Source organism: Actinomadura fulvescens, assembly GCF_039533225.1.
In the GTDB taxonomy this organism is placed as follows: domain Bacteria; phylum Actinomycetota; class Actinomycetes; order Streptosporangiales; family Streptosporangiaceae; genus Spirillospora; species Spirillospora fulvescens.
In genome coordinates this window covers 99,106-124,765 of record NZ_BAAATD010000004.1, presented here as the reverse complement: position 1 = coordinate 124,765, position 25,660 = coordinate 99,106, and the positions used below count along the sequence as shown (strand labels likewise).

Genomic DNA, 25,660 nt, shown 5'->3' with positions numbered 1-25,660 from the left:
GTCAGAGCATGCCCTTGGCGTAGGCGAACGCCACGAAGAACACCAGTCCCACCGCGACCGTGATGAACGCTTCGTACGCCCCGCGGAACCACGCCAGCCAGCCGCCCTCCTCCGGCTCCCCGGTGCTCGTCTCTGTCTCGTTCTCGGCCATGTACCAAGCCAACCCCGGCGCCCATGGTCCGCGCGTCATGCCAGGGGACGGAACCGTGTCAACCCTTCGTCGCCCCCCAGGATCAACCCCAAGGTGGACATGTGATCAACTTCACGTCATTTTCTGGCACGCCCAGAGAATGAGGTTCTTCATCCCCGTCTGTCCGTTTTTGCGGCGGTGGAGGCGGCCCCAGCAGGCGTTTTCCCTCTGGGCGCACGGGTCTCAGGCGCCACCCAAGACAGTTGGACGCCCATAGCGGGATCTTTGTTCGCACATCCGGCCACCCCTGGTCAACACCTAAGCCGAGCATAAGAATGATCTTGTGAAGGCTGCTACGTTGACCTGGCTTTATCTCCGAGATTTCAGTGCATGGAGGGATTCATGCGGCGTTTCGCAGCCGTTGCTCTGTCCGCCGGAACCCTGATGGCCGGCATGGCCGCCGTCAGCTCCCCCGCCCAGGCGGCCGACGTCGTCCTGACGGACTCCGCCGGCGCCGCCTCGACGGCCGCCGCCCCCACGGCCTCCGCCGCCGCCCGCAGGTGGCAGCCGAGGAACTCGTACCGCAACGTCAACGCGTGGGGCACCTACTCCCGCAACAAGAGCCGCGTCACCGTGGTCGGCAAGCTGCAGGACACCAGGGCGGACGGCTATACGGCCTGCGTCCGGTTCCTGTTCACCGAGACCGTGGGCCGGAGGACGTACAAGTACTTCTCCCGCCACCACATCATCGGCATCACGCCGCGCGGCAAGCGCTACGCCTTCGATGGCAAGGGCACGATCACCATCCGGACGAGCGCGCCCTACACCCACCACGCCTGGGTCCAGGAGTGCCGCCGCAAGAAGAGCAACGGCAAGTGGTCCTTCGGCAAGGGCCGCCAGCTCTACTAAAGCCGGGGCCGTAACGCCTGTCTCGTCTTGAACGTGAGCAACACAAGGGCCTGACTCCTAAGGGGGTCGGGCCCTTGTCATCTCGATGCTAGGTTCGGGTCGTTCCGCCAGGGCCCCGCACCGAAGGGCACGCCATGAGCCGCCGCCGCCTCGCTGCCGTGACCGTCGCATCGCTCACCGCGCTCTCCGTCACCACGATCAGCGCCGTCACGAGCGAGGCCAATGCCGCCGCACGAAGGTGGACGACAAAAGGCAGCTTCACGAACATCGAGTCAGGCGGCACCTACGCCTTCTACAAGGACAAGAAGGGCCGTAAGCGCGTCCGCGTGGACGGGTGGCTCCGCGATAGGAAGAAGAACGGCTGGGCCGCCGGTGTCCAGTTCGAGGCCACCAGATCTGGAAAAGCGCGCCGCAGCCTGGTCTATTTCTTTTCCCTGAAGGGAAAGCCCGCCGACTTCGACTACAAGGAGAACAAGAAGTACGGCCTTTTCTTCACGTCGGACCACCTCAGCCATCTCTATGTGCGCGAGTGCGGAGTCAGGCCGAACAAGCGCGAGACGAAGAAGTGCGGGAAATGGCAGAAGATCTACTAGCGTACGCCTAACCCCAAGCGGCTTCGCTGACACGCGCCAGCCCGCCGACCCTCCGCACCGACTGCGGTTTTTCCAGATCGACGATACCCGCACTGGTGATCAAATACCGTCCCGAGGAATCGCGCTGACAGAAATCCAGGGCGGCCGGCTCCACACCGCCTCGGCGAGAAGGATCAGGGCCGCCGTCACCCCGACCGCCGTGAAGGCTCGCGGCGACCAGCGCGTTCGGTCATCTCTCCGGGACTCGAGCCGTTCGCGGGTCTCCCGGACGCTGCCGTTCCTATCCCCAATCGGCATCGACGCCATGCGTTTTCCCGGACTCTCTCACGACTGTGGGGAAATGCAGGTCGATGATCCCTTCCGACGTCAGGATGTAGCGTCCCGTGACGTCCGGCTGGAAGATGTCGAAACGGTGCGGGAGGTCGCGCCGTGACAACACCCTGCCCACGACCCGCCGCGTATCGACGGCGATTTCGAGGACCTCGCTGCCCTGACGCTGCTTGCCGTCCCTGCTCGCCCCCTGGAACGTGGCGACCACGACCTTGCCGCCGGTCGCGTCGGGCACGACACCTCTGACGGACTGATCCCGGTCAGATCTCCACAGCGGTTCGCTCCGGTCACCGACCGTGCCCTCCTGGGCATTCGAGACGTCCATCATCCGTGCCTCACCGGACTCCGCCAGATGCCGGACGAAGAAGAGACGCTCGCCGTCGCGGGACCAGGAGAGATTTCCGAGTGACGCGTCACCGGTCTCTTTCCAGACTCGCTGCCTTCCGGTTTCCAGGTCGATGATGCCGAGCTCGGTGTTGTCGCCGCCGTCACAGGTTCCGGCGGCATAGGCCAGGTGGCGGCCGTCCGGCGTCACCGCGATCGAACCCGACTCGTTCGTCCCGCCCCGGATGTTCCCGGCGTTCAGGAACTCGTTCTGGATGATCTTGCCTTCGCCGTTCACCCGCACACGATGGATCGAGGAAGCGCAGGGTTTGCCGGACACCGGCCTGGAGGTGGCCAGGAACGTCTGACCGCCGGCGGTGGTCGTGACGGCCTGGAGTGTGATCCCCCAAGGCGCCCGGAAGGTGTCGAGCACACGGCCGGTCCCAGACTCCCTGACGTGCAGGCGGGAACGTGTGTCCCCGGTCCCCTCCTTCAGCGCCGCAAAGAACTTGGGCATCGCGGCCGGAGGGTGCTGGGGCCGTTCGGGTTCGTCCGGTTCAGACCACTGCCGCGCGGCGAGGAAGCCCACGAGCAGGATCACGACCGCGAGCGGAGCGAGCACGGGAGCGAGCCGTGCCCGCAACGAAGGCCGCCGCGGTCGCTCGGGCAGGGGCCGGTACCGGTCGTCGTCGATCGTGTCGGCGGTGGCCCGCAGCGCGTCGCGGAGCCTGTCCTCGATCCTCATGCCCGCACCTCCCCTCCCAGTTCGCGGGCCAGCGCGGCGAGCGCCCGGGCCATGGTCGACCGCACGGTCCCCGGCCGGATCCCCATCACCTGACAGACCTCGTCATCGGACAGCTCAAGATAGAACCGAAGGACGAGCGCCTCACGTTGCCGACCCGGAAGGCGCGCCAGCGCCCGCATCACCTCTCGCCGGTCCTCACCGAGAAGTGCCTCCGACTCAGCCGACCAAACCGGCGGCTGATGCGGTTCGGTCCTCTGCCACAGACGCCTACGGCGCCGCAACGTCATCCGGCAGCCGTTCAAGACCGCGCTGCGGTCGCCTCATCACCGACGAGCAGCACGGCCAGACGAACAAGCCCGACCTGATGCTCGCGGTAGAGGGAGGTCAGGGCGGAGGCAGCAGGCCCAGAGATCACCGCAGGCCCACTACCGACACGCGGGCGCACGCCGCTGTCGCGGGCGCGCCGGAAAGCGGACAAGGGCAAGGACCACGCAGAGGATCGTAGGGGGCACCGGGCCGGAAGTCGCCCCATGTCATTACATGTCTATTAGCGGCGGGATTCCGACCACGCGTCGCGAGCGAGCCCCCCGGAATGTCACCAGTCGAAGTCGATGACGCTGTCGAAGCCCTTCAGCGGACGTGCCGGACCTCCCTTGTGCAGATCGACGATGCCGCCACTGGTCAGCAGGTACAGACCCGACGCGTCGTTCTTGTACGAGTTGACGTCCACTCGCGGAGTGCCGGCCAGCCGGATCTGACGCAGTGTGCGGCCGTCCTGAACCGAGAGTTCAAGCAGTTCCACGGGTTCGTTGGAGGAGGACTGGGCGGAATCGGACCCGTCGCCCTGGGCTTCGAAGTCCTGCGACGACCCGACTCCCAGCTGCACTTCCGCCGACGAGGTGATCACGGAACGGCCGTCCGGGCTCGCCAGGGCGGCCTCGTAGACCTGGGGGGCCTTGAGCGTCTGGATGACCGAACTGTTGGCCGCGAGCTCGGCTTCTCCCGGCACGGAGGCATCGATCACGCGGAGTTCCTCGGCCTCCCATTCCTCCGTCCCGGGTCGCTTCGGCTGCACCCGGCGCACGAAGAACAGCCGTTCGCCGTCGGCGGTCCAGGAAAGATGATTGGCGCCGTCTCCCCGCCCCGAGTCGCGCCATTCCCGGCGTGTGTTTCCCACGAGGTCGATGACCGCGATCCGTGTTCTCTCCGCCGACGGCCCGGCGCGTTCGAATTCCCCGCAGGCCTCAAGGGCGTAGGCCAGTTTCGTGCCGTTCGGCGTGACGGCGAGTCGTCCCGCGGTGCGAACCGCGGTGCCGGCGAGGGGCGCGGCGACCGGCTCCAAGGCGATGATCTTTCCGGCGTCGCTGACCCGGACCCGCTGGATCGTGGTTCGGCACGGCTTCTGTGAGCTCAGTTCCGACGTGACGTAGAACGTGCGGTTGTCACTGAGAGCCGCCACGTCATGGAACGTGATGCCCTTGGGCGCCTGGTGCCGGTCGAGGAGGCGCCCCGTCGCCGATTCCCGGACTTCCAGCCGGTACGTTCCGGGATCGCTGGGCGTGCGACCGGCTTCGAGGGTGGACGAGAAGATGAACTTCGGCATGACCGGCGTGCGCTGAAGATGGGGGGCGGGTTCGTCGTCCCAGAGGCGCTGTGCGGCCACGAAGCCCACGAGCAGGAGCAGGACGGCCACGACCGCGCCCAGGGGCACGAGGCGGCGCCTCAGCAGCGACGGCCGCGGTCTGCGTTCGGGCAGAGGGCGGTGCGTCTGGTCGTCCACGGTGTTCGCGGTGGCCCGCAGGGCGTCGCGGAGCCTGTCCTCGATGTTCACGCCCGCACCTCCTCTCCCATCTCGCGGGCCAGCGCGGCGAGCGCCCGGGTCATGGTCGAGCGCACGGTCCCCGGCCGGATGCCCATCGCCTGGGCGACCTCGTCGTCGGAGAGCTCAAGGTAGAAACGAAGGACGAGGGCCTCGCGTTGCCTGCGGGGAAGGCGGGTCAGCGCCCTCATCACCTCGCGCCGGTCCTCGCTGAGGATCGCCGCCGACTCGGCGGACCATACCGGCGGTTGATGCGGCTCCGTCCGCTGCCACATGCGTTTGCGGCGACGGAGCGTCATCCGGCAGCCGTTCAGCACGGCGGCGCGGACGTAGGCCAGCAGCTTCTTCTCGTCGTCCAGCCTCGGCGCCTTGTCCTGCATGCGCAGGAAGACGTCCTGAACCACATCCTCGGCCGTCGCCTCGTCACCGACGAGGAGCACGGCCATGCGGATGAGCCCGACCTGATGCTCCCGGTAAAGGGCCGTCAGAACGGAGATCGCGACCACTCCTGAGGTCACCGCGGACACACCACCAACACGCACGTACGGGTGGCGCGCGCATGCCCCCGTGGGGCACACGTCGCAGGGCAGGCAAGCTCACGGGCCACGGGGGGATCATAGGGGGCGGCAGCCCCCAAGTCGCCTCATATCCCCACATGGCTACTGACCCGGGGTAAGAGTGCCGGACAGCGGTCGGCTAGGCACTGCGCGCGACACCCCGGTGTTCGATCAACGCGCGGAACGCGGCGCTCGGCTCCAGGCCCATCTCACGGCGCAGCAGCTGCTGGAACTTGGTGAAGACGCGCCACGAACTCGCCAGATCCCCTCGGGCGAGGTAGGCCGAGGCCATCACCCGGTACGGAATTTCGTTGAACTCGTCCACGCTCACCGCCATGCTCGCCAGCTCGATGGCGCTCGGGACGTCCCCTCCTTCCAGCGCCCGCTCCGCCAGCCGCTCCAGCGCGAGCAGCCGGAGGCGGTTCCACCGGTCCTGCGCCTCCCACACGTTCTCGTCCGGCCAGCTCGACAGGAGCTCCTCGCCGAGGAAGGACCATTCGGCCGGATCGATGTAGGCGGGCGTCTCCCCGTTGACGGCCTCGCGGGCCCGGCGTTCCGCCGAGTGCAGGTCGACCGACACCGTCTCGGCCAGCCGTACACAACCCGACGTCGCGGTCAGCAGCCGGTCACCGGTCTCGCGCTTCACCCGCCACAGCAGCTGACGCAGCCGCTTGGCCGCGCCGCAGCTCTCCAGGTCGGGCCACATCCTGTTCTGCAGCGCCCGGCGGGACAGCCCGTCCCCCTCCAGCGCCACTGTGATGACCAGAGAACGCATGCCGTCCGTCAGCGGCACCTCGAGCCCGTCGAGGTGACACCGCACGGACGGCATGAGCTCCAGTGAACCCCCGTCACGCTGACGTCCCGTCGTCATCGTTCTCCTCCGCAGCACTCCGGCCTCTGGAACCCCGTACGCAAAGTAGATGCACGAGGCCCCGTATCTGCTGCTTCCGAAAACGAGAACTTTGAAGAATTTCGGGCGGATGTGCGACGGGCGGCGGACGCACGGCGCCCCCGGAGGCGGGGGCATGCTCCGGGGGCGCTGGCGCGGGGTGTCAGGGTGGTTCGGGTCAGCCTGGACGGCCGCAGTACCAGCGCTTCTTAACGCTGCTGCAGACCGTGACGTAGGCCTTGCTCGGCATGTAGATGCCGGTGCTGTAGGACTTGCGGAAATTGACGCTCTTGCAGTTGCCCACGCTGGCTACGCGCACGTTCTTCCTTTTCACCTGGCCCTTGGGGCCCTGCGACCAGCTCAGGTAGACGTGGCTCGCGGACTTGGTGGAGCAGAAGTCCCTGAGCTTGCCGGAGACGTGGAGCCGGAGGGGGTGACGGTAGGACCCCCTGTCGTAGGTGATGGCCAGCGTCCCGCGCGCGTCGCCGTACTTGTTGCCGGCGTGGTACTTGCGCTTGTAGACCGTCCTCGGCTTGGCGGCGGTTTCCGACGTGGCCGAGGCCTTGGCGGAGCTCGCCGTGGCCGCGGTGGCCGGAGCGGCCGCCATGAGGCCGCCTGCGACGGTCAGGCCAAGAGAGAACGTGACGGCTTTAGCGATGCTCTTCATCGTTGTTTCCCCGTTCAGGCCGGTCGGCCACAGTGCCAGTTACGGGTGGTCTCGGTGCACACCGTGACCATGGCCTTCTTAGGCTTGCCCTTAAAGGTGTAGGCCTTGGTCTTGAAACCGCGTTCCTTGCAGTTGCTGACCTTCGCGACCTGGTAGTTGCGCTTCTTCTTGCCTACGTACCAACTGAGGTAGACGTAGGTCCAAGACTTGGTCGTACAGAAGTCCCGGACATCGCCCCGGGCCTGCACGTAGTAGTAGCCGCGCTTCTTGGCGTTGCCCCACTTGATGGTGCCGGCGGAGTCGCCGTACTTGTTCCCGCCGTTGTAGTAGCGGGACCAGCTGGCGGCGTCCGCCGGAGCGGTCATGCCCAGAAGCATCGAAGCCGAGGCCGCAGCGACGACCGCGGCAGAGGCCCACTTACGCATGAAGTCTCCCTGTGGTCACTGGTCGGGCAGGACGGCACGTGCACGGCTCGCTTAGCCCGGCCGGCCACAGGCCCACTTGCTGCCGGCCTTGCTGCAGACGGTGACGACCGCCTTCCGGACCTGCCTCTTCTCCTTGAAGAAGTAGGACAGCTTGAACTTCTTCGACCGGCAGTTGTAGACGGTGGCGACCTTCTTGTTCTCGGTCTTCCACTTCTTGCCCTTACCGACCTGGAACTTCAGGTAGACGTAGGTGGCGGAGGGCCTGCCGCAGTAGTCGCGTACCCGGCCCTCGATGGCAAGGTAGTTGGGCAACAGCGACTTGTTGTTGTTCCACTTCACGTAGCCGCGTGAGTCGCCGTAAGCGTTTCCGGCGTTGTAGGGCCTCTTCTTCTCGGCCGCGATCCGCGCCTGGGGAGCGTCGGCGGTCACGCTGGACACGGCCGCGGCCGGGGCGGAGTCGGCCGCCATGACGGGAGCCGCCAGGCTGGCGGTGAGAGCGGTTGAGACGCCGAGGATGACCAGCGATCGTCCTTTGGACTTCACGGGATGCGCTTCCTTTCGTCCGCTCGAACGCGCGATCCATGCTTGGGTCGCACGTGCATACCTCTTGAGCGGGATGAAAGCAGGCTCCCGTCTCCTCATCGTCTCCGGCGTATCTCCGCCCCGTCTCCAGGGCAGATCACAATGCCGGCGGCCACGCCGGAGGAAGGGACGGCCTCAGGAGGCGTTGTCGTCCTTGCGGAGGGAGAGACCCGGCTCGTCGGGGGCGGCGGCAGGCTCGTCCTTGGTGAGGGACGGCTTCGCAGGCTCGTCCTTGGTGAGCGACGGCTTCGCGGCCTGTTCGGCGGTGAGGTCCTCGTCCTCGGCGGTGAGGTCCTCGTCCTCGTCCTCGTCGGTGAGCAGCACGCCCACCACGGAACGGATCTTGTCTTCGGGAATGGCACCGGCGCGCAGGAGCCGCGGGATGGAGCCCGTCAGATCGACGATCGTGGAGGCCTCGGCGTGGCCGGACTGGCCGCCGTCGAGGTAGACCGAGACGGCGTCGCCGAGCATCTCCTCGGCCTCGGCGACCGTGCGGGCGGCGGGCTTGCCGGTGGCGTTGGCGCTGCTGACCGCGAGCGGACCGGTCTCCTTGAGCAGCTCGACGGCCAGCTCGTGCATGGGCATGCGGACGGCGACGGTGCCCTTGGTCTCGCCGAGATCCCAGAGGAGGTTCTGGTTGGCGCGGCAGACGAGGGTGAGCGCGCCGGGCCAGAACTCGTCGATCAGATCCTGCCCGTACGTGCCGAGGTCCTCGATCAGCGCGGTCGCGGCGCGCACGGAGCCCACCAGAACGGGCGGCGGCATCTCACGGCCGCGGCCCTTGGCGTCCAGCAGCGCGGCGACGGCGGGCGGGGTGAAGGCGTCCGCGCCGACGCCGTAGACGGTGTCCGTGGGGAGCACGATGAGCTCGCCGCGCCGTACGGCCGAGACGGACTCGGCGATCCCGCGGGTGCGCTCCATCGGCTCGGAGCAGTCGTAACGTCGGCTCACGATGGACATCCTTCCACGGTTCCGGTCCCGGTCAGTCCGTCCCCAGCCGAGCCGTGACGAAGCGGTCCCGATTGGTCAGGTCACGGCGGTTGCGGACGTCGCGCCAGCCGTTCTCTTCGGCGAACACCCAGTACACGGCGTTGCCCTGCAGGTCACTGTGCTCGACCGCGACGTGGCCGCCGGGACGCAGCAGGCGCCGGGCGGTCCGCTCGACGACGCGGACGGCGTCCAGTCCGTCCTCGCCGCCGCCCCAGAGCGCGTCGGCGGGGTCGTGGTCACGGACGTCGCGCGGCACGTACTCCCACTCGCTCATGGGGATGTACGGGGGGTTGCTGACGACGAGGTCGACGGTGCCGTTCAGCTCGTTCAGCGCGGTGCCGAAGTCGTCGAGACGGAGCCGCACCTGGCCGCGTTCGTCCAGATCCTCGATGTTGCGCGTGGCGTGCACGAACGCGGTCGGGTCCTTCTCGACCGCGTGCACCCGCGCGCGGGGCGACTCCTGCGCGATCGACAGCGCGATGGCCGCCGATCCGGTGCCGAGGTCGACCACCAGCGGGTCCTGGACGTCCATGTCGCGCAGGGTGTCGAGGGCCCAGCCGACCATCACCTCGGTCTCGGGACGGGGCACGAACACGCCCGGCCCCACCTTCAGCTCCAGATAACGGAAGAACGCGCGCCCGGTGATGTGCTGGAGGGGCTCGCCGGCCTCCCGCCTCGCCACGTACTCCCAGAAGCGCGCGTCGAACGCGCCGTCGGAGACGGTGTGCAGCTCCGCCCGCTTGACGCCGTGCACGGCGGCCGCCAGCTCCTCGGCGTCGGCACGGGGGGACGCTGCGCCGGCGTCGGCCAGCCGCGCGGTGGCCCGGGCGATCTCGTCGAGCAGCAGGTTCATGACGACTGCTGGGCCTCCGCCAGGCGTCGTTCCATGTCGGCGTCCACCAGCGCCTGCGTCACGTTGTGCAGGTCGCCGTCGAGGACCTGGTCGAGGTTGTAGGCCTTGTAGCCCACCCGGTGGTCGGAGATCCGGTTTTCCGGGTAGTTGTAGGTGCGGACGCGCTCGGAACGGTCGACCGTGCGGACCTGGCTCTTGCGCTCGGCGGAGGCGGCGGCCTCGGCCTCCTCCTGCGCCATCGCCAGCAGGCGCGACCGCAGGATGCGCAGCGCCTGCTCCTTGTTCTGCAGTTGGCTCTTCTCGTTCTGGCACGAGACCACCACGCCGCTCGGCACGTGCGTGATCCGGACCGCCGAGTCGGTGGTGTTGACGCTCTGGCCGCCCGGACCGGACGACCGGTAGACGTCGATGCGCAGGTCGTTGGGGTCGATCTGGACCTCGACGTCCTCGGCCTCGGGGGTGACGAGGACGCCGACGGCGCTGGTGTGGATGCGGCCCTGCGACTCGGTGGCGGGCACGCGCTGGACGCGGTGAACGCCGCCCTCGTACTTCAGGCGCGTCCAGACGCCTTCCTCCTGGGAGGCCTTCGCCTTGACGGCGACGGTGACGTCCTTGTAGCCGCCGAGGTCGGAAAGGTGCGCGTCGATGATCTCGGTCTTCCAGCCGACGCGCTCGGCGTAGCGCAGGTACATGCGCAGCAGGTCGCTCGCGAAGAGCGCCGACTCCTCGCCGCCCTCGCCCGCCTTGATCTCCAGGAGCACGTCCTTGTCGTCGGACGGGTCGCGCGGGATCAGCAGGTGGCGCAGCCGTTCCTCAAGATCTTCCTTGCGCTTCTGCAGCACGGTGGCCTCGGCGGCGAACGTCTCGTCCTCCGGGGCCAGCTCGCGCGCGGTCGCCAGGTCGTCCTCGGTGGTGTCCAGCTCCCGGTACGTCTCGACGATCGGCCGCAACTCGGCGTAACGCTTGCCCAGACGGCGCGCCAGCGCCTGGTCGGCGTGCACGGCCGAGTCGGAGAGCCGGCCTTCGATATCGGCGTATTCGCTGATCAGATCGTCGAGATTCACGTCTATTCCCTGCTCCGGTGTCCGCGGTGCGGCTCCGGCCGCCGCCGCGGCGGCCGCTTCGTCAACTTCGAGCGGCCCGGGGACCTCGGGGTCCCCGGGCCGGCCTCGAACGCTGAAAAGCGGAGGTCCTACTTGGCGTCGGCCTTCTTGCCCTTGCCGAAGCGCTGCTCGAAGCGAGCCACGCGGCCACCGGTGTCGAGGATCTTCTGCTTGCCCGTGTAGAACGGGTGGCAGTTCGAGCAGACATCGGCGTGGATCACGCCGTTCTCGGCGGTGCTGCGGGTCTCGAAGGTGTTGCCGCACGTACACGTCACGGTCGTGACGACGTAGTTCGGGTGAATGTCGGGCTTCATGGGTCTCTCCTCGCCGTTCGGCGGTCGCCGGGCGCCCCGGGCTCACACGACGAGGCGTGGGAGATGTGGGAAGCGTGAACCGGTACCGCAGCGGTTGCACTCCAAGTGTGCCAGATACCCGAACGTGCCGAGGTCATCGGGCATTCCCGATCTTGCCCGAGGCGCCCCGGCCGTGGTCAGCCGGCCCGCAGGTAGGCCAGGACGGCCATCACGCGGCGGTGGTCGTCCCCGGTGGGCGGGAGGGTGAGCTTGGCGAAGATGTTGGAGATGTGCTTCTCCACGGCCCCGTCCGAGACCACCAGGCTGCGCGCTATGGCGGCGTTCGAGCGGCCCTCGGCCATCAGCCCCAGCACCTCGCGTTCGCGCGGCGTGAGGGACGCCAGGGGATCTCCGGCCCGGCGCCGGCCCAGCAGCTGGCCGATCACCTCGGGGTCGATCACCGTGCCGCCCCCGGCGATCCGCCGGACGGCGTCGATGAACTCCTCGATGTCGGAGACCCGCTCCTTCAGCAGATAGCCGACGCCCTCGGTGCCGCCGCCGATGAGATCGGTGGCGTACCGTTCCTCCACGTACTGCGAGAGGACCAGGATCGGCGTGCCCGGCCGGCTCTCCCGTACCGCCAGCGCCGCCCGCAGGCCCTCGTCGGTGAACGACGGCGGCATCCGGACGTCCACGATCGCCAGGTCGGGCTCGTGCTTCTCGACGACCCCCAGCAGGCTCGGCCCGTCGCCCACCGTGGCCACCGTCTCGATCCCGGCGTCCCCGAGGAGCCGGACGAGCCCTTCACGCAACAACACCGAGTCTTCGGCGATCACCACCCGCATGCCCCCATTATCGGGCCCGTCCGGCCCGGAGACCTCCGCCTGCCGGACGAGCCTCGATCACGCCTACCAGGAACAGGGCAGATCGGCCCGGATGATCGTGGGGCCGCCGGGCGGGCTGTCGACGATCAGCATGCCGTCGATGGTGGCGGCGCGGTCGGCCAGCCCGGCCAGCCCGCCGTCGGGCTGCGCCACCGCGCCGCCCACACCGTTGTCGATCACCTCGACGACGACCCAGCCCTCCTCCTGCACGACCCGTACGGAGGCGCGCGTGGCACGGGCGTACTTGGCGATGTTGGCCAGCGACTCGGCCACGATGAAGTACGCGATGCTCTCCACCGCCGCCGGTGGCCGTTCCGGCAGGTCGACGTCCACCTCGACCGGTACCGGCGCGCGGCCGGCCAGCCCGGAGAGCGCCGGGTCCAGCCCCCGGTCGGTGAGGATCGCCGGATAGATGCCCCGCGCGAGATCACGCAGCTCCGAGATGGCCTCCTTGGTGCCCGCGTGCGCCTGCTCGATCAGCGTCCGAGCGCCCTCGGGGTCCTGTTCGAGCTTGGCCCGCGCGCGCCCGATGTCCATGGCCACGGCCAGCAGCCGCTGCTGGGCGCCGTCGTGCAGATCACGCTCGATCCGGCGGCGTTCCGCCTCCACCGCGTCCACGCCCCTGGCCCGGCTGGCCTGCAGGTGCTCGGTACGCGCCCGCAGCTCCCGGTTCTCGACCTGGGAACGGCTCGGGCCGAGCAGCCACCGCGCGTAGAACGCGTGCGCGATCGCGATCGCCCGCGTCACGTACAGCGCCAGCAGCATGAGGGCGAGCCCCACGGCCGACCACGGCAGCGCGGTCAGCGGATTGCCCGCCCAGTAGGCCCAGACGCCGAAGTTGATCTCGGTGCCCCCGTCGACGAGGACCCGCACCGGCAGGAAGAGGAACGTCGCGGTCGAGATCCACAACACCGCCGACACCACGAACTCCGCCAGCGAGATCGGAAACAGCAGCGCCAGATACGCGAAATCCTTCCAGGTCGCCGGATCGGAGGCCATCACACGGACCTTGCGCAGCGGATTGCCGCCCTTCGGCAGCCGCCGGTACGGGGTCGGGATCTCCACGCCGAACGCGGCCTTCGCCAGCACCCGTTCCAGCATCGCGCCGCCCCGCCACGCGAGCATCAGCATCAGCCCGAGCGGGACGCCCACCCAGATGATCAGCAGGCCGAGCGAGAGCGCCAGCCCCACCGTGAGCACGACGAACCAGCCCAGCCCGAACGCGAAGACCACGGCCAGATAGATCGCCGAACGCCAGGACAGCGACGACCGCACCATCGCCAGCGGCCGCCACGACCCGTCCGCCACGTTCACCCCGCGCCTGGCGGTCGCCGTCCCCACCCCGCCGCCTGCGGCGGCACCCATCAGCTCGCCCACATCGTCCCTCCATGCCGAGTCCACCGTACGATCCCAGCCTGGCCCAGCACTCTCCCCCCAACCATCCGGTCCACCCCGCACCCAAGGTGGGGCTAGCCCTACTTATTTTTTTGGCCCTTGCGGCCTCGGAGCCCTCGCCTAGCGGCTCGGCCCCCGAACCGCAAAGGCGGCGAGTGCGACATCGCTTCGCGATCTTCGCTCGAAGCTTCGCCTGCGGCTCGCTCCGGCTCAGGTAGCGCACTCGCGTGCAACCTGGGCACACCGGCCAAGGGCACCCCGTGGGCTCCCCCGGAACGCCATCTATGGGCCGCCGAGTGCCCATCCGCGTGGATGCAGGCGCGTAGGCGCTGTTAGACGCGAACGACGCCCCTGCCGCCGGGTGAGCCGGGGCAGGGGCGTCGCGGGTGTTACCACCCGACAACCTCAAGGTGCACGCGAGCGCGCTATCGGGTCGTGGAGCGAGCCGAAGGCGAAGCTTCACGAGAGACCGCGAAGCGATGTCGCGCTCGCCGCTTTCGCGGTTCGGGTCCGAGCCGCCAGGCGAGGACCCGAGGCCGCTAAAGCTATTCGGACACCGTTGTCTTTTGGACCTGGAGGAGGAACTCGGCGTTGGACTTGGTCTCCTTCATCTTCTCAAGGAGGAGCTCCAGTGCCTGCTGGGTGTCGAGGGCGTGCAGGACGCGGCGGAGTTGCCAGACCACGCGCAGCTCCTCGGGAGCCATGAGGATCTCCTCCTTGCGGGTGCCGGACGCGTCCACGTCCACCGCGGGGAAGATCCGCTTGTCGGCGAGCCCGCGGTTGAGCTTGAGCTCCATGTTGCCGGTGCCCTTGAACTCCTCGAAGATGACCTCGTCCATGCGGGATCCGGTCTCCACCAGGGCGGTGGCGAGGATGGTCAGCGAGCCGCCGTTCTCGATGTTGCGCGCCGCGCCGAAGAACCGCTTGGGCGGGTAGAGCGCGGTCGAGTCGACACCACCGGACAGGATGCGGCCCGAGGCGGGCGCGGCCAGGTTGTAGGCGCGGCCCAGACGGGTGATCGAGTCCAGCAGGACGACCACATCGTGGCCCAGCTCCACCAGGCGCTTGGCGCGCTCGATGGCCAGCTCGGCGACCGTGGTGTGGTCCTCGGCCGGGCGGTCGAAGGTCGAGTGGATGACCTCGCCCTTCACCGACCGCTGCATGTCGGTGACCTCTTCCGGACGCTCGTCCACCAGGACGACCATCAGGTGGCACTCGGGGTTGTTCTTGGTGATCGCGTTGGCGATCGACTGCAGCACCATCGTCTTGCCGGCCTTGGGCGGCGAGACGATCAGACCGCGCTGGCCCTTGCCGATCGGCGACACCAGGTCGATGATCCGCGTGGTCAGGATGCCCGGGTCGGACTCCAGCCGCAGCCGCTCCTGCGGGTACAGCGGGGTCAGCTTGGAGAACTCGACGCGGCCCTTGGCCTGGTCGGGCTCCATGCCGTTCACGGTGTCGAGGCGGACGAGCGCGTTGAACTTCTCGCGCCGCTCGCCCTCGCGGGCCTGGCGGACCGCGCCGGTGATCACGTCGCCCTTGCGCAGGCCGTTCTTGCGGACCTGGGCCAGCGACACGTACACGTCGTTCGGGCCGGGCAGGTAGCCGGTGGTGCGGACGAACGCGTAGTTGTCAAGGATGTCGAGGATGCCCGCCACCGGGATGAGGACGTCGTCCTCGCTGACCACCGGCTCCTCGTAACGGTCGCGACCCTGGCCGCGACCGCGGTTGCGCTCGCGGAACCGGCGTCCGCGCCGGCCCCTGCCGCCGCCCTCGCCGTCGTCGTCGGACTGGCCGCCACCCTGGCCGCCGCCCTGACCGCCCTGGCCGCCCTGCTGGCCGCCGCGCTGGCGGCCGCCCTGCTGCTCGGCGCGCTCGCGGCCGTTGCGGTTGCGCTGACGGCCGCCGTCCCGGCCACCGCCGTCGCGGGCGCCCTGGGCGTCGCCGTCGTCGTCGGCCTTGCCGCCGCGGTCGCTGCGGTCGCCGCGGTCGCCGCGGTCGCCACGCTCACCGCGGTCGCTGCGGTCGCCGCGCTCGCCGCGGTCGGACTGGCGTTCGCCGCGCTCGGGCCGGTCGGTCGCCTTGTCGGTGGCGCCCTTGCCGGTCTTCTCCGTCTTCTCGGCCTTGCCGGCCTTCTCGACGGCCGGGGCGGAGTCTGCGATGGTCACCTGGCCTTCGGCGGCTTCCCGCTTGGCCGCGGCCGTACGGGTGCGGCGCGGGCGCTCGGCCTTGACCGTGGCAGCGGCTCCCTGCTCGCCTCCGGCCGAGCCCTGCCCCGCGCCACCCTGCTTCTCCTGGATGGCTGCGATGAGCTGGCTCTTGCGCATCCCGGTCGTGCCGGTGATGCCGAGGCTGGACGCGAGCGCCTTGAGCTCGGGCAGCACCATGGCCGACAGGCCGGTGCCAGTCCGGCGACGCCGGGGGGTGGCAGCCTGCGCGCCACCGGCCTCCGTGGCCTCGGCGGCTGGTGCCGTGCTGGATGCGTCCGTAAGGAGTTCGCTGGATTCGCTCACTAAGGGTCCTTCCCAGGGAGCGGGCGTAGGCCGGCGGTCGGCCAAGCAACCCGGTGATGCGGCCCGGCGGGGGCGCCGAGTCGGGCTCCGCTGATCACGATGGTGCCGCGATCTGCGTTTTCTGGGCACAGCCAGATGGTGGTCGGGACGGTTCGCTCGCGCGTGTCCCCCGTACCGCTACGTCCGAAGTTTCGCTGGAATGCCTGACAACGGGATGTCACGGTGTCGGGGAGCCTAGTACGCGGGACCGACACGACCGAAGGGTCGAACAGGCGACGCGTGGCTGACGAGCACACAGCCCCGAGCGGGGCATCTGGTGCGGCATTCAGCCTAACATCACCAGGGCACACTGCTATTCCCCAGAGGTCGATGTCTTCGCATTTTACCTAGCTGGATCATTGCACCTGGCCGGAGCACTCCACCAACCCCCGCTCGCGCGGGACATCCCAAGGACGGACCTACGCACCGTCGTGCTGAACGCAGGCGCCGTGGGGGGCGACGTTCAGCGGGTGTATGTGCCACCCATTACCCACTTCCGCGCCTATCGAATCAACTTGTGATGCGGTTGCGAAGGCCAGGACAGTAGGACCTGCCCCAGAAACCACCGCGGGCACCCCGTTCACGCGCAGGCGGGCGACCAGCGCAGCGGATTCGGGCATGGCGGGCGCCCGGTAGTCCTGGTGCAGCCGGTCTTCGGTCGCGTCGAGCAGTACGTCCTGCCGCAGGCCTCCGGTCAGCGCCGCGATCAGCAGCGCGGCCCGGCCCGCGTTGGCGGCCGCGTCCTTGTGGGGCACGGCCTCCGGCAGCAGTCCACGCGCCCGTTCGGTGGCGAGGCGCTGGTCCGGTATGAAGGCCACGACCTGGCGATCCAGGTCCAGCCGTACGAGCTTAGGCCCTGCCCCCGTGGTCCACGCAATGGTCAGGCCGCCGGCGAGGCAGGGCGCGACGTTGTCCGGGTGGCCCTCGATGTCGGTGGCGAGCCGCAACGCGCCCGCGTCGTCGAGGAGCTTGCCGTACGGGTGCAGGGCGCGGGCGGCGGTGATCCCGGCGACGATCGCGGCCGAGGACGAGCCCAGGCCGCGGCTGTGCGGGATCCGGTTCGTACATCGCAGCCGGAGGCCCGGCGGCTGCCCGAGGCCGTCACGGCCGGACCCGGCCAGCCCGTCGATGAGCTCGAACGCGCGCCGCAGCACCTTGACGATCAGATGGCGTTCGCCGCGGTCGGCGACCTCGGCGCCCTCGCCCTCGACCTCGATGGACAGGCCGCCGCCGGTCACCGCGACCTCGACGTCGTCGTACAGCGTCAGCGCGAGCCCCAGCGTGTCGAACCCCGGCCCCAGGTTGGCGCTGGTGGCCGGTGCCCGGACGGTCACCGGCCCCGTCGCCCAGCCGCCGGGCGGGTCCGGCGCTGCGCTCATGTGAGGCCCAGGGCGGAGGCGGCGGCGTGCGCGTCGACCTTGACCGTGGTCGGGGCGGGCGCGCCGGAGATCGCCCAGTCGGGGTCTTTGAGGCCGTTACCGGTCACCGTGCAGACGACCTTGGAGCCGGGACGGACGACGCCCTGCTCGTGGGCCTGCAGCAGCCCGGCCACGCTCGCGGCGGAGGCGGGCTCCACGAACACGCCCTCTTCGGAGGCCAGCATCCGGTAGGCCCGCAGGATCTGCCGGTCGGTGACCGATTCGATGGCGCCGCCCGACTCGTCGCGCGCGCCGATCGCCAGGTCCCACGAGGCGGGGTTGCCGATGCGGATGGCGGTGGCGATGGTCTGCGGCTTGAGCACCGGCTCGCCCTTGACGAACGGCGCGGCGCCGCTGGCCTGGAAGCCGAGCATCCGCGGCGTACGGGAGGACACGCCGTCGGCCGCGTACTCCTGGTAGCCCATCCAGTACGCGGAGATGTTGCCCGCGTTACCGACCGGCAGGCAGTGCACGTCGGGCGCGTCGCCGAGCGCGTCGACGATCTCGAACGCGGCGGTCTTCTGGCCCTGGAGGCGGAACGGGTTGACGGAGTTGACCAGGGCCACCGGGTAGTCCGCCGACAGCCGGCGGGCCAGTTCCAGGCAGTCGTCGAAGTTGCCGTCCACCTGCAGCAGCCGCGCGCCGTGCACCAGGGCCTGCGCGAGCTTGCCCATCGCGATCTTGCCCTGCGGCACGAGCACCGCGCACGTCATCCCGGCCCGTACCGCGTAGGCGGCGGCCGAGGCGGAGGTGTTGCCGGTGGACGCGCAGATCACGGCCTTGGCGCCCTCCTCGGCGGCCTTGCTGATGGCCATCGTCATCCCGCGGTCCTTGAACGAACCTGTGGGGTTGGCGCCCTCGACCTTGAGGTGGACCTCGCAGCCGGTGAGCTGGGACAGCCGGTGGGCGGGCACCAGCGGGGTGCCGCCTTCCAGAAGCGTGACCACCGGGGTCCGGTCCGTCACCGGGAGCCGGTCGCGGTACTCCTCGATCAGTCCACGCCAGGCACGGCGAGCGGTCGCGTTCACAGTCGTCTCCTCGATGACCTGCGATGTTGTGCGGATTCTACTGGCGGTCACTCGTCGCCTTCGACGCGCATCACACTCGCCACTTCGCGGACCATCTCCAGGTTGCGCAGGCGCTCCACGGTCGCCGACAGCGCCGCGTCCGAGGCCCGGTGGGTCACCACCACGAGCTGGGCGTCCTCGCCCAGCCCCTCCTGGCGTACGGAACGTATGGACACGCCGTGGCGTGCGAACTCCTCGGCGACCGTGGCCAGGACGCCGGGACGGTCGGCCACGTCCAGCTGGATGTAGTAGCGCGTCACCGTCTCGCCCATGGGCAGGACCGGCAACTTCGCGTACGTCACCTCGACCGGACCGGACGTACCGCCGACCAGGTTACGCGCCACGGCGACCAGGTCGCCCAGCACCGCCGAGGCGGTGGGCGCGCCGCCCGCGCCCGCGCCGTAGAACATCAGCGAACCGGCCGACTCGGCCTCGACGAACACCGCGTTGTAGGCCTCGCGGACGCTCGCCAGGGGATGCGTCCGGGGGATCATGGCCGGGTGGACGCGCACGGAGACGCCGCGTCCGTTGCGGCCGTCCTCGGACGGCACGCGTTCGCAGATGGCCAGCAGCTTGACCACGCTGTCCATCTCCTGGGCCCCGGCCACGTCGGCGGCGGTGACCTCGGTGATGCCCTCGCGGTGCACGTCGGCGGCGGTCACGCGGGTGTGGAACGCGAGCTGCGCCAGGATCGCCGCCTTGGCCGCCGCGTCGAAACCCTCGACGTCGGCCGTCGGGTCGGCCTCGGCGTACCCGAGCGCCTGGGCGTCCTCCAGCGCGTCGTTGAACCCGGCGCCGTGGGTGTCCATCTGGTCGAGGATGTAGTTGGTGGTGCCGTTGACGATGCCGAGCACCCGGTGCACGTGGTCGCCGACCAGCGACTCGCGCAGCGGCCGGAGCAGCGGGATCGCCCCGGCCACGGCGGCCTCGTAGTAGAGGTCGGCGCCGTACTCGCGGGCAGCCGCGAAGAGCGTCTCGCCGTGCTCGGCCAGCAGCGCCTTGTTCGCGCTGATCACCGACTTGCCGGCCTTCATGGCCTCCAGGATGAGCGTCCGGGCGGGCTCGATCCCGCCGATCACCTCGATGACGATGTCGACGTCGTCCCGGGTGACCAGGGCGTGCGCGTCGGTGGTGACCAGCGCCGCGTCCACGCCCTCGCGCTGCCGGTCGAGGCGCCGCACCGCGATACCGGCCATTTCCAGGGGGGCGCCGACTCGTGCCGTGAGGTCGTCGGCCTGCTCGCGCAGCAGCCGGACGACCTCGGTGCCGACGACGCCGCACCCCAGCAGCGCCACCCGCAGCGCCTTCCCCGGTTTCGGCGCCCGTTCGGGTTTCACGCTCCTACCTCCGTCTTCACGCGCTCGCCTCTGCGTCGAGGCGCAGCAGGTCCTCGTCGGTCTCGCGGCGGACGATGACCCGCGACGCGCCGTCCTTGACCGCCACCACGGCCGGCTTGGGGACGTAGTTGTAGTTACTGGCCATCGATCGACAGTACGCACCGGTGGCCGCCACCGCCACCAGGTCGCCCGGCGCAAGATCTTCGGGCAACCACAGGTCGCGCACGACAATGTCGCCGCTTTCGCAGTGCTTACCGACAAGTCTGCTGAGCATGGGAGGCGCGTCGGAGGTGCGGCTGGCCAGTACGCAGGTGTACTCGGCGCCGTAGAGGGCGGTGCGCAGATTGTCGCTCATCCCGCCGTTCACCGAGACGTACGTCCGCAGGCCCTCGACGTCCTTGACCGTGCCGACCTCGTACAGGGTGACCCCGCCCGGCCCGGTGATCGCACGCCCGGGCTCGACCGTCAGGCGCGGCATGTTCAGCCCGTACGCCTTGCATTCGCGGGCCACGATCGCCCGGAGCCCGTCCGCAATCGCCTTGGGGTCGTGCGGCTCGTCCCCCGGCACGTACGCGATACCGTAGCCACCGCCCAGATCCAACTCGGGCAGCTCGATCCCGTGCTCGTCGCGGATGGCGACGAGCAGTTCGGCCAGCCGGTGCGCCGCGACCTCGAAGCCGTCGGTCTCGAAGATCTGCGAACCGATGTGGGAGTGCAGCCCCACCAGCTCAAGCTGATCAAGCTCCAGAACCCGCCGCACCGCCTCCAGGGCCGCGCCCGAACTCCGCGAGAACCCGAACTTCTGGTCGTCGTGGGCCGTCGCGATGAACTCGTGCGTGTGCGCCTCGACGCCCGTGGTCACGCGGATCATGACCTTGGGCCGTACGCCCCGCTCACGCGCGAGGAAGCCCAGCCGAGCGATCTCCTCGAACGAGTCGAGGACGACCCGCCCGACCCCGGCCTCCAGTGCCCTTTCCAGCTCCCAGGGCGCCTTGTTGTTGCCGTGCAGCGTGATCTTCTCCACCGGGAAGCCCGCGGCGAGGGCCACGGCGAGCTCTCCCCCGCTGCACACGTCCAGGCCGAGGCCCTCCTCGTTCAGCCACTTCGCTACGGCCGTACAAAGAAAGGCCTTGCCCGCGTAGTGGACGTCGCCGTCGTGAAAGGCCGCCGCGTATTCCCGGGCCCGCGCCCGTACGTCGTCCTCGTCGTACACATACAAAGGCGTCCCGTACTCGGCCGCGAGATCCCGCACATCGATCCCGCCGACGTTCAGCACGCCCTCGTCCCGCTTGGCGCCACGCGGCCAAACAGCGGGGTCCAAGGCGTTCAGATCCGCCGCCGGAGGCATCGGGTGGTCTTCGGGCAACACATCCGCGTGCCGGGGGCCGGCCGGGTGAACTCTGCTCATATCCGCTCTCTAGGGGTCTCACCGATCATGTTCAGGCCATTGCCGAGGGCGATGCGCGCGGCCTCCGCCAAAGTGACCCGGGCCTCGTGCACCGCCCCGGGTTTCTCGTCGCCCTGGGGCAGCGCCGGGCAGCGCTCATAAGCTCCATGAAAAGCGTCGCCCAGCCTAACGAGGCACTTCATCAGAGCCGTCGCATCCTGCTCCCGTGAAGCCTGAGCGGCCCTGCCAGGAAAGTCACCCAACGCCCGAACGACGGCGAGCTCCTCATCACACAGGCCCTCAGCCGCTCCCCCGGACAACCCGAAGTCACGGGCCCGCCTACCCACCGCAGCGGCCCGCGCATAGGCATAACGCACCCGGAACCCAGGATTAACAAGAGTCCGAGGCCGGTCTTCCCAACTCCCCGCCGGCACCTTGGCGACCCCATAGGAATCACCCTCAGCCAAAACACTCTGAACGGTCTCAGGAATCCCCACCGAAACCGTCAGAAACCCATTGGAGGCCTCAACCCCCACGACCCCCCGCTCGCCCCTCACCCGAGCCGCGACGCCCTCGGCGTCGAGCCCCATCCGCAAGGCCACCGGACTGCCGTAGACACCCGCTCCCAGGCAGGTCAACGGCACATCGCGCACGCCGACGGCACGCGCGATGGCACTGCTGACATCGGCTGGGGTCACCCTCGTGAGACTATCCGACCACTATCTGGACAACGCAGCGAGCTTGCGCACGGTCTGGATCAGCTGGTTGGGATCGAACGGCTTGGTCACATAGGCGTCGACGCCGATCTCATGCCCCCGCCGCACATCGTGCTCCTGCGCCCGCGCCGTGATCATGACGACCTTCACATGCTCGGTCTCCGGGTCCTCCCGCAGCCGCACCGCCGTCACCCACCCGTCCAGCCGCGGCATCATCACGTCCAACGTGATCACGTCGGGCTGAACGTCCCGCACCTTCTCCAGACAGTCCTGCCCATCCACCGCCGTCGCCACCTCGAACCCCTCAAGCTGCAGATTCACGGCGATGAGCTGTCTGATCACCTCGTCATCATCGACGACCAGCACGCGTCCCAGTGGCTCGGTCACGGCCTCGAAGTTAGTCGACTCCACCCTGCAACGCACGGCGAACGCCCAGGTGCGCGCAAGCTCCCGAACCCTGGTAGCCTTCATTCCGCGCCGAGCGACCTCAGCGCAACGCCCCCTTAGCTCAGGGGATAGAGCAACGGCCTCCGGAGCCGTGTGCGCAGGTTCGAATCCTGCAGGGGGCACCCCAAAACGATCAGCCGGTTCCCGCTATTGACCTGCGGAAACCGGCTGTCTGCGTTCATCGGCGATGTGACATTAGATGCCACCCTGGGACGCCTTATGCCACGGCGAGTGTTCCATTTGTGTTCCAGCGCGAGCACGGTCTTGGCGCACCGGAGTCCCGACACGGTGTGCGTGGCAGCATCGTGGCCATGGCCGGAGCCACGACAAGTATCGCCCCCTACTTGATCACTGCCGGGTCAACGCTGGCTGGCGTGCTCATCACCGGCATCCTTGCGGAGTACCGGGAGCGCCGTCGCTCAGCCGAGGAGCGTAGACGCGAGGAGGACCGACTGGCGGAGGAACGATGGAAGTGGCTCCGCCAGGAGCGTCGCGAGAGCTACGCTCGTTTGATCTCCCTGGGCTACCAAGCCGCGAGCCTGTTCGCGGAGGCCGCAGATGTCAGCCACAAAAGCCCTGACAAGGCTAAGAAGCTATGGAAATCAGCCGACGAACTACGAGACGCGATCCATAGTCAGGTAGCCGACGTTGAACTTGTCGGCTCAGAAGCTGTGATCTCAGCTAGTCACTCGCTCCGACGAACTATGCGGCGAGCCCCCGGCCTCTTGGTCGAACTTAGAGAAAATGAGCGGGACGCGCTCAACCATAAGGTCCGCAGTCTTTACGGAGCGACAAACGACCTAGTCGATATCGCAAAGCGCGACTTGAACCTCGACATGCCGGTAAAGGAAATCGAACCCCTCCCCCATGAGGAGGAATAGCTCCTTATGCGATGTTGTCTCGCTGAACGGCCCGCTTCTTAGCGGTTGCGAGCCGTTCACAGGCGATTACGTCGCGCCAGTCCAGGCCAGCGTTCAACCGGTCGGCGATCGCCTGGTAACCCAGGCACTCGGTCACTCGCCACATGAAGATCGTGGTGACGACCGGGCCGCGTACCGGGTCGGGTTGCAGCAGGTGCTTGGACGCACCCTCGGCGCGGCGGGCAATGCGGTCGATCGGTTTCGACGGCCCCATCCTCGGCCGAGCCCTATGGCAAGCCGCCGTGGCGTGGGCCACCAAAACGGCGCCGCCTACAAAGTGCTCCAGGCCGAAGCGGGTGCGGCCTCCGAACGCCTCTGCCTTTCCGAAGGCCTCGCAACGATCGGGTTCATGAGTAGCAAGGATCTCAACTAAGCCGGGCCCGGTAGATCTTGGATGAGGTCGCGCAGGAAGATTTTGATGGCGGCGACGTCGAGGGTGCCGTCGTAGATGGAGGCCCTCTCGTCGTAGTGGAAGGCGACGGCAGGAAAACTCAACTACAGATCTTGAAAGCTCAGAGCAGGCACGCGGCCAGCGTGAGGAGGTCCGCTCCAAGCGGCGGAGGTGATGGTCCGCGACAGCCCGGGAGCTGGTCAGGTGACACAACCCGAAGTGACGGTTCGCGGCGTATCACACCGATTACCGGATGTGATCATGTTTGATGGCCGACGATGACCGTATGGCAAGTTCAACACAGATTCGGCGCGCCTCATTGCTGGCTGGCGGGTTGGTGCTGGCAGGGACTGGAGCGATGTTCCTACTGGTCGGCCTGGACACGGCCGACAAGATCGCAAGTAGTGCCGGATTCTTTGTGGGGCGGCCGGACTCGCGGTTTCAGCGTATGGCGTGATCCTTGCCCGCAGAGTCACACCTCCGCCATCCCAGCCTCCTCCTGCGCATACTCGGCCCGCCTCCCCACCAGGGAGAGCGACCGCCTCTGGAGAGAGATCGGTCGCCATCGGCGGGAGCCACTCCGGGCCGATCGTGACCGGAAACAATAATACAGTTAATGTGACGCACCACTCAAGGAGGTTTTTTATTTTATCCGCCCTGGCGATTGGCATACTATTTTGAGTTTCTGGCGCCAGAAACGCCCATGAGTTCCGCCCCAGTAAGCCACCTTTCATTCCTCCTGTTCATCCCGAAGGGCCTGTCCTGAGTCACTCAAATGGGGTGACTGCAGTGGCAGTTGGGAGAATCGGCGGGCGCGACAGCATTGTCACCGCCAGCAAAGATGGCGTGGTGCGCATTTGGGACCTGAGCAGCCACCTTCCGATCGGAAACCCACTAAAAGGCCATTCTGGGTGCTTCCATGGAGTCGCCATAGCGAAGGTCAACGGGCGGCCTCTTGCTGTCACCGCTGGTGAAGATGGCACCGTGCGGATTTGGGACCTGAACATGCACCGCCCAAGCGGAGATCCACTCCGAGGCCACGAAGGCAACGTTTTTCGGTGGCGGTGGGGCGCCTCAACGGAGAGTCGATTGCTGTCACGGCTGGCGAAGATGGCACCGTGCGGATTTGGGACCTGAACAGGCGCCGTCCGATCGGAGATCCACTCCGCGGCCACGACGGTCCAGTCACGTCGGTGGCGATCGGGGAACTTAACGGGGAACCTGTCGCTGTTACTGGTGGCTCCGATAGAACTCTGCAGGTATGGGACCTGGCTAGTCGTAAAAGACGGGGTTTCCAGCTCACTGGCCATGAGGATGAGATCATCGGCGTGGCGGTTGGCCAATCTGATGGGAAACTCAAAGCCGTCTCTGTCAGCAAGGATTCAACCGCATGGGTCTGGGATTTGACCGCCCACGCGCAGGACGGCAGCCCCCTGACTGGGCACGAAGGGTGGGTTCTCGCTGTAGCGATCGGGCAAGTCAATGGAAAGCTGGTTGGTGTGACTGGCGGCGCCGACAAGAAGCTTCGAGTATGGAATGTGGCGAGTCACACCCTGATTGGCGAGTCTCAACCCCCCGGCAGCCACACAGACTGGATTTGGGGGGTCACGATCGGAACACTCAACGGAAGACCGGTCGCTATTACTGGCAGCAACGACCACACGGCGAAGGTATGGCACCTAGGCTACTGAGCCTCAATCGTGCGCCTGGTGAAGCATTGAGGCGGAAGCGCGACGCTATGAACGCCTACGCGAACCGTTGCCGTCGCACGGCTCCAGACGCTTGCGACCTAGAAGTGAGGCTGGTCCCAGGAGTAGAAGTCTCTGGCTGGACGGGGGCCCAGGAGACTTCCCCCCGCCCGGCCGAGGTGTCTACGCGTCCGCGTGGGGTCGCCCCAGACGAGCAACTTGTTGTGCGCTGGCACACCGGGGCGTGGG

At 68.3% G+C, this 25,660-nt stretch carries 29 protein-coding genes and 1 tRNA gene; 6 read left to right on the top strand and 24 right to left on the bottom strand.

Features of this window, described 5'->3' with window-relative positions; all coding sequences use genetic code 11:
* Window position 1: 1 nt before the first annotated feature.
* Window positions 2-151: a hypothetical protein gene (locus tag ABD333_RS16270; RefSeq protein WP_344541750.1), complete on the bottom strand. Its 150-nt coding sequence runs from the start codon at window positions 149-151 to the stop codon at window positions 2-4.
* 381 nt (window positions 152-532) lie between these two features.
* On the opposite strand from ABD333_RS16270, the gene ABD333_RS16265 reads away from it, so the two are divergent.
* Window positions 533-1,039 carry a hypothetical protein gene (locus ABD333_RS16265; RefSeq protein ID WP_344541748.1) on the top strand — a complete coding sequence of 169 codons (507 nt, stop codon included), beginning with the start codon at window positions 533-535 and terminating at the stop codon, window positions 1,037-1,039.
* 134 nt (window positions 1,040-1,173) lie between these two features.
* A complete protein-coding gene (locus tag ABD333_RS16260) occupies window positions 1,174-1,632 on the top strand; it encodes a hypothetical protein (protein WP_344541746.1) in 459 nt (152 codons plus the stop codon).
* Between the two features lie 280 nt (window positions 1,633-1,912).
* Here the strand turns inward: ABD333_RS16260 and ABD333_RS16255 are convergent, their stop codons facing one another.
* The 21 genes from ABD333_RS16255 to ABD333_RS16155 all read right to left on the bottom strand — a co-directional run bounded on the left by ABD333_RS16255 (window position 1,913) and on the right by ABD333_RS16155 (window position 22,331).
* Entirely contained in the window at window positions 1,913-3,031 is a 1,119-nt protein-coding gene (locus ABD333_RS16255; RefSeq protein ID WP_344541744.1) for a hypothetical protein, read from the bottom strand.
* Window positions 3,028-3,210, bottom strand: a complete 183-nt coding sequence (locus tag ABD333_RS16250; RefSeq protein WP_344542643.1) for a sigma factor-like helix-turn-helix DNA-binding protein — start codon at window positions 3,208-3,210, stop codon at window positions 3,028-3,030. The genes ABD333_RS16255 and ABD333_RS16250 overlap by 4 nt, the downstream gene beginning before the upstream one ends.
* A gap of 416 nt (window positions 3,211-3,626) precedes the next feature.
* Window positions 3,627-4,862, bottom strand: coding sequence for a beta-propeller domain-containing protein (locus ABD333_RS16245; protein WP_344541742.1), 1,236 nt, complete (start codon window positions 4,860-4,862; stop codon window positions 3,627-3,629).
* Complete coding sequence (locus ABD333_RS16240) at window positions 4,859-5,368, bottom strand: RNA polymerase sigma factor (protein WP_344541740.1); 510 nt, start codon at window positions 5,366-5,368, stop codon at window positions 4,859-4,861. The genes ABD333_RS16245 and ABD333_RS16240 overlap by 4 nt, the downstream gene beginning before the upstream one ends.
* A 178-nt stretch (window positions 5,369-5,546) precedes the next feature.
* Window positions 5,547-6,278, bottom strand: a complete 732-nt coding sequence (locus ABD333_RS16235; RefSeq protein WP_344541738.1) for an AfsR/SARP family transcriptional regulator — start codon at window positions 6,276-6,278, stop codon at window positions 5,547-5,549.
* A gap of 196 nt (window positions 6,279-6,474) precedes the next feature.
* Window positions 6,475-6,963 (bottom strand): hypothetical protein, encoded by a 489-nt coding sequence (locus ABD333_RS16230; RefSeq protein ID WP_344541736.1) that lies wholly within the window; start codon window positions 6,961-6,963, stop codon window positions 6,475-6,477.
* A gap of 14 nt (window positions 6,964-6,977) precedes the next feature.
* A complete protein-coding gene (locus ABD333_RS16225) occupies window positions 6,978-7,388 on the bottom strand; it encodes a hypothetical protein (RefSeq protein ID WP_344541734.1) in 411 nt (136 codons plus the stop codon).
* Between the two features lie 51 nt (window positions 7,389-7,439).
* Complete coding sequence (locus tag ABD333_RS16220; protein ID WP_344541733.1) at window positions 7,440-7,931, bottom strand: hypothetical protein; 492 nt, start codon at window positions 7,929-7,931, stop codon at window positions 7,440-7,442.
* Between the two features lie 174 nt (window positions 7,932-8,105).
* Window positions 8,106-8,921 (bottom strand): L-threonylcarbamoyladenylate synthase, encoded by an 816-nt coding sequence (locus ABD333_RS16215; RefSeq protein ID WP_344541732.1) that lies wholly within the window; start codon window positions 8,919-8,921, stop codon window positions 8,106-8,108.
* A gap of 31 nt (window positions 8,922-8,952) precedes the next feature.
* On the bottom strand, window positions 8,953-9,813 hold the full coding sequence (prmC, locus tag ABD333_RS16210; RefSeq protein WP_344541731.1) for a peptide chain release factor N(5)-glutamine methyltransferase: 861 nt from the start codon (window positions 9,811-9,813) through the stop codon (window positions 8,953-8,955).
* Window positions 9,810-10,877 (bottom strand): peptide chain release factor 1, encoded by a 1,068-nt coding sequence (prfA, locus tag ABD333_RS16205; protein ID WP_344541730.1) that lies wholly within the window; start codon window positions 10,875-10,877, stop codon window positions 9,810-9,812. The genes prmC and prfA overlap by 4 nt, the downstream gene beginning before the upstream one ends.
* 128 nt (window positions 10,878-11,005) lie before the next feature.
* Complete coding sequence (gene rpmE, locus ABD333_RS16200; protein ID WP_344541729.1) at window positions 11,006-11,230, bottom strand: 50S ribosomal protein L31; 225 nt, start codon at window positions 11,228-11,230, stop codon at window positions 11,006-11,008.
* 176 nt (window positions 11,231-11,406) lie between these two features.
* The gene (locus ABD333_RS16195; RefSeq protein WP_344541728.1) at window positions 11,407-12,054 is read right to left on the bottom strand and encodes a response regulator transcription factor; all 648 of its coding nucleotides are present in this window, start codon (window positions 12,052-12,054) and stop codon (window positions 11,407-11,409) included.
* A 63-nt stretch (window positions 12,055-12,117) separates the two neighbouring features.
* Entirely contained in the window at window positions 12,118-13,470 is a 1,353-nt protein-coding gene (locus ABD333_RS16190) for a sensor histidine kinase (RefSeq protein ID WP_344541727.1), read from the bottom strand.
* A 563-nt stretch (window positions 13,471-14,033) separates the two neighbouring features.
* Entirely contained in the window at window positions 14,034-16,001 is a 1,968-nt protein-coding gene (gene rho / locus ABD333_RS16185; protein ID WP_344541726.1) for a transcription termination factor Rho, read from the bottom strand.
* A gap of 458 nt (window positions 16,002-16,459) precedes the next feature.
* Window positions 16,460-17,419, bottom strand: coding sequence for a homoserine kinase (gene thrB / locus ABD333_RS16180; RefSeq protein ID WP_344541725.1), 960 nt, complete (start codon window positions 17,417-17,419; stop codon window positions 16,460-16,462).
* Window positions 17,416-18,486 (bottom strand): threonine synthase, encoded by a 1,071-nt coding sequence (gene thrC, locus ABD333_RS16175; protein ID WP_344541723.1) that lies wholly within the window; start codon window positions 18,484-18,486, stop codon window positions 17,416-17,418. The genes thrB and thrC overlap by 4 nt, the downstream gene beginning before the upstream one ends.
* A 47-nt stretch (window positions 18,487-18,533) precedes the next feature.
* Window positions 18,534-19,820 carry a homoserine dehydrogenase gene (locus ABD333_RS16170; RefSeq protein ID WP_344542641.1) on the bottom strand — a complete coding sequence of 429 codons (1,287 nt, stop codon included), beginning with the start codon at window positions 19,818-19,820 and terminating at the stop codon, window positions 18,534-18,536.
* A gap of 58 nt (window positions 19,821-19,878) precedes the next feature.
* Window positions 19,879-21,270: a diaminopimelate decarboxylase gene (lysA, locus tag ABD333_RS16165; protein ID WP_344541722.1), complete on the bottom strand. Its 1,392-nt coding sequence runs from the start codon at window positions 21,268-21,270 to the stop codon at window positions 19,879-19,881.
* On the bottom strand, window positions 21,267-21,947 hold the full coding sequence (locus ABD333_RS16160) for a DALR anticodon-binding domain-containing protein (RefSeq protein ID WP_344541721.1): 681 nt from the start codon (window positions 21,945-21,947) through the stop codon (window positions 21,267-21,269). Before ABD333_RS16160 ends, lysA begins: the two co-directional genes overlap by 4 nt.
* A 21-nt stretch (window positions 21,948-21,968) precedes the next feature.
* Window positions 21,969-22,331, bottom strand: coding sequence for a response regulator transcription factor (locus ABD333_RS16155; protein ID WP_344542639.1), 363 nt, complete (start codon window positions 22,329-22,331; stop codon window positions 21,969-21,971).
* 131 nt (window positions 22,332-22,462) lie between these two features.
* Between ABD333_RS16155 and ABD333_RS16150 the strand changes: the two genes are divergently transcribed.
* Together ABD333_RS16150 and ABD333_RS16145 are read left to right on the top strand one after the other, a co-directional pair.
* Window positions 22,463-22,534 (top strand) — tRNA-Arg (locus tag ABD333_RS16150).
* 189 nt (window positions 22,535-22,723) lie between these two features.
* Entirely contained in the window at window positions 22,724-23,293 is a 570-nt protein-coding gene (locus tag ABD333_RS16145) for a hypothetical protein (RefSeq protein ID WP_344541720.1), read from the top strand.
* A 4-nt stretch (window positions 23,294-23,297) separates the two neighbouring features.
* On the opposite strand, the gene ABD333_RS16140 is transcribed toward ABD333_RS16145, so the two are convergent.
* Together ABD333_RS16140 and ABD333_RS16135 are read right to left on the bottom strand one after the other, a co-directional pair.
* On the bottom strand, window positions 23,298-23,546 hold the full coding sequence (locus ABD333_RS16140) for a hypothetical protein (RefSeq protein WP_344541719.1): 249 nt from the start codon (window positions 23,544-23,546) through the stop codon (window positions 23,298-23,300).
* A 155-nt stretch (window positions 23,547-23,701) separates the two neighbouring features.
* Entirely contained in the window at window positions 23,702-23,827 is a 126-nt protein-coding gene (locus ABD333_RS16135) for a hypothetical protein (protein ID WP_344541718.1), read from the bottom strand.
* 628 nt (window positions 23,828-24,455) lie between these two features.
* Here ABD333_RS16135 and ABD333_RS47510 point away from each other — a divergent pair.
* A complete protein-coding gene (locus tag ABD333_RS47510; RefSeq protein WP_425546921.1) occupies window positions 24,456-24,860 on the top strand; it encodes a WD40 repeat domain-containing protein in 405 nt (134 codons plus the stop codon).
* Window positions 24,782-25,414 carry a WD40 repeat domain-containing protein gene (locus ABD333_RS16130; protein ID WP_425546915.1) on the top strand — a complete coding sequence of 211 codons (633 nt, stop codon included), beginning with the start codon at window positions 24,782-24,784 and terminating at the stop codon, window positions 25,412-25,414. Before ABD333_RS47510 ends, ABD333_RS16130 begins: the two co-directional genes overlap by 79 nt.
* Window positions 25,415-25,660: the final 246 nt, after the last annotated feature.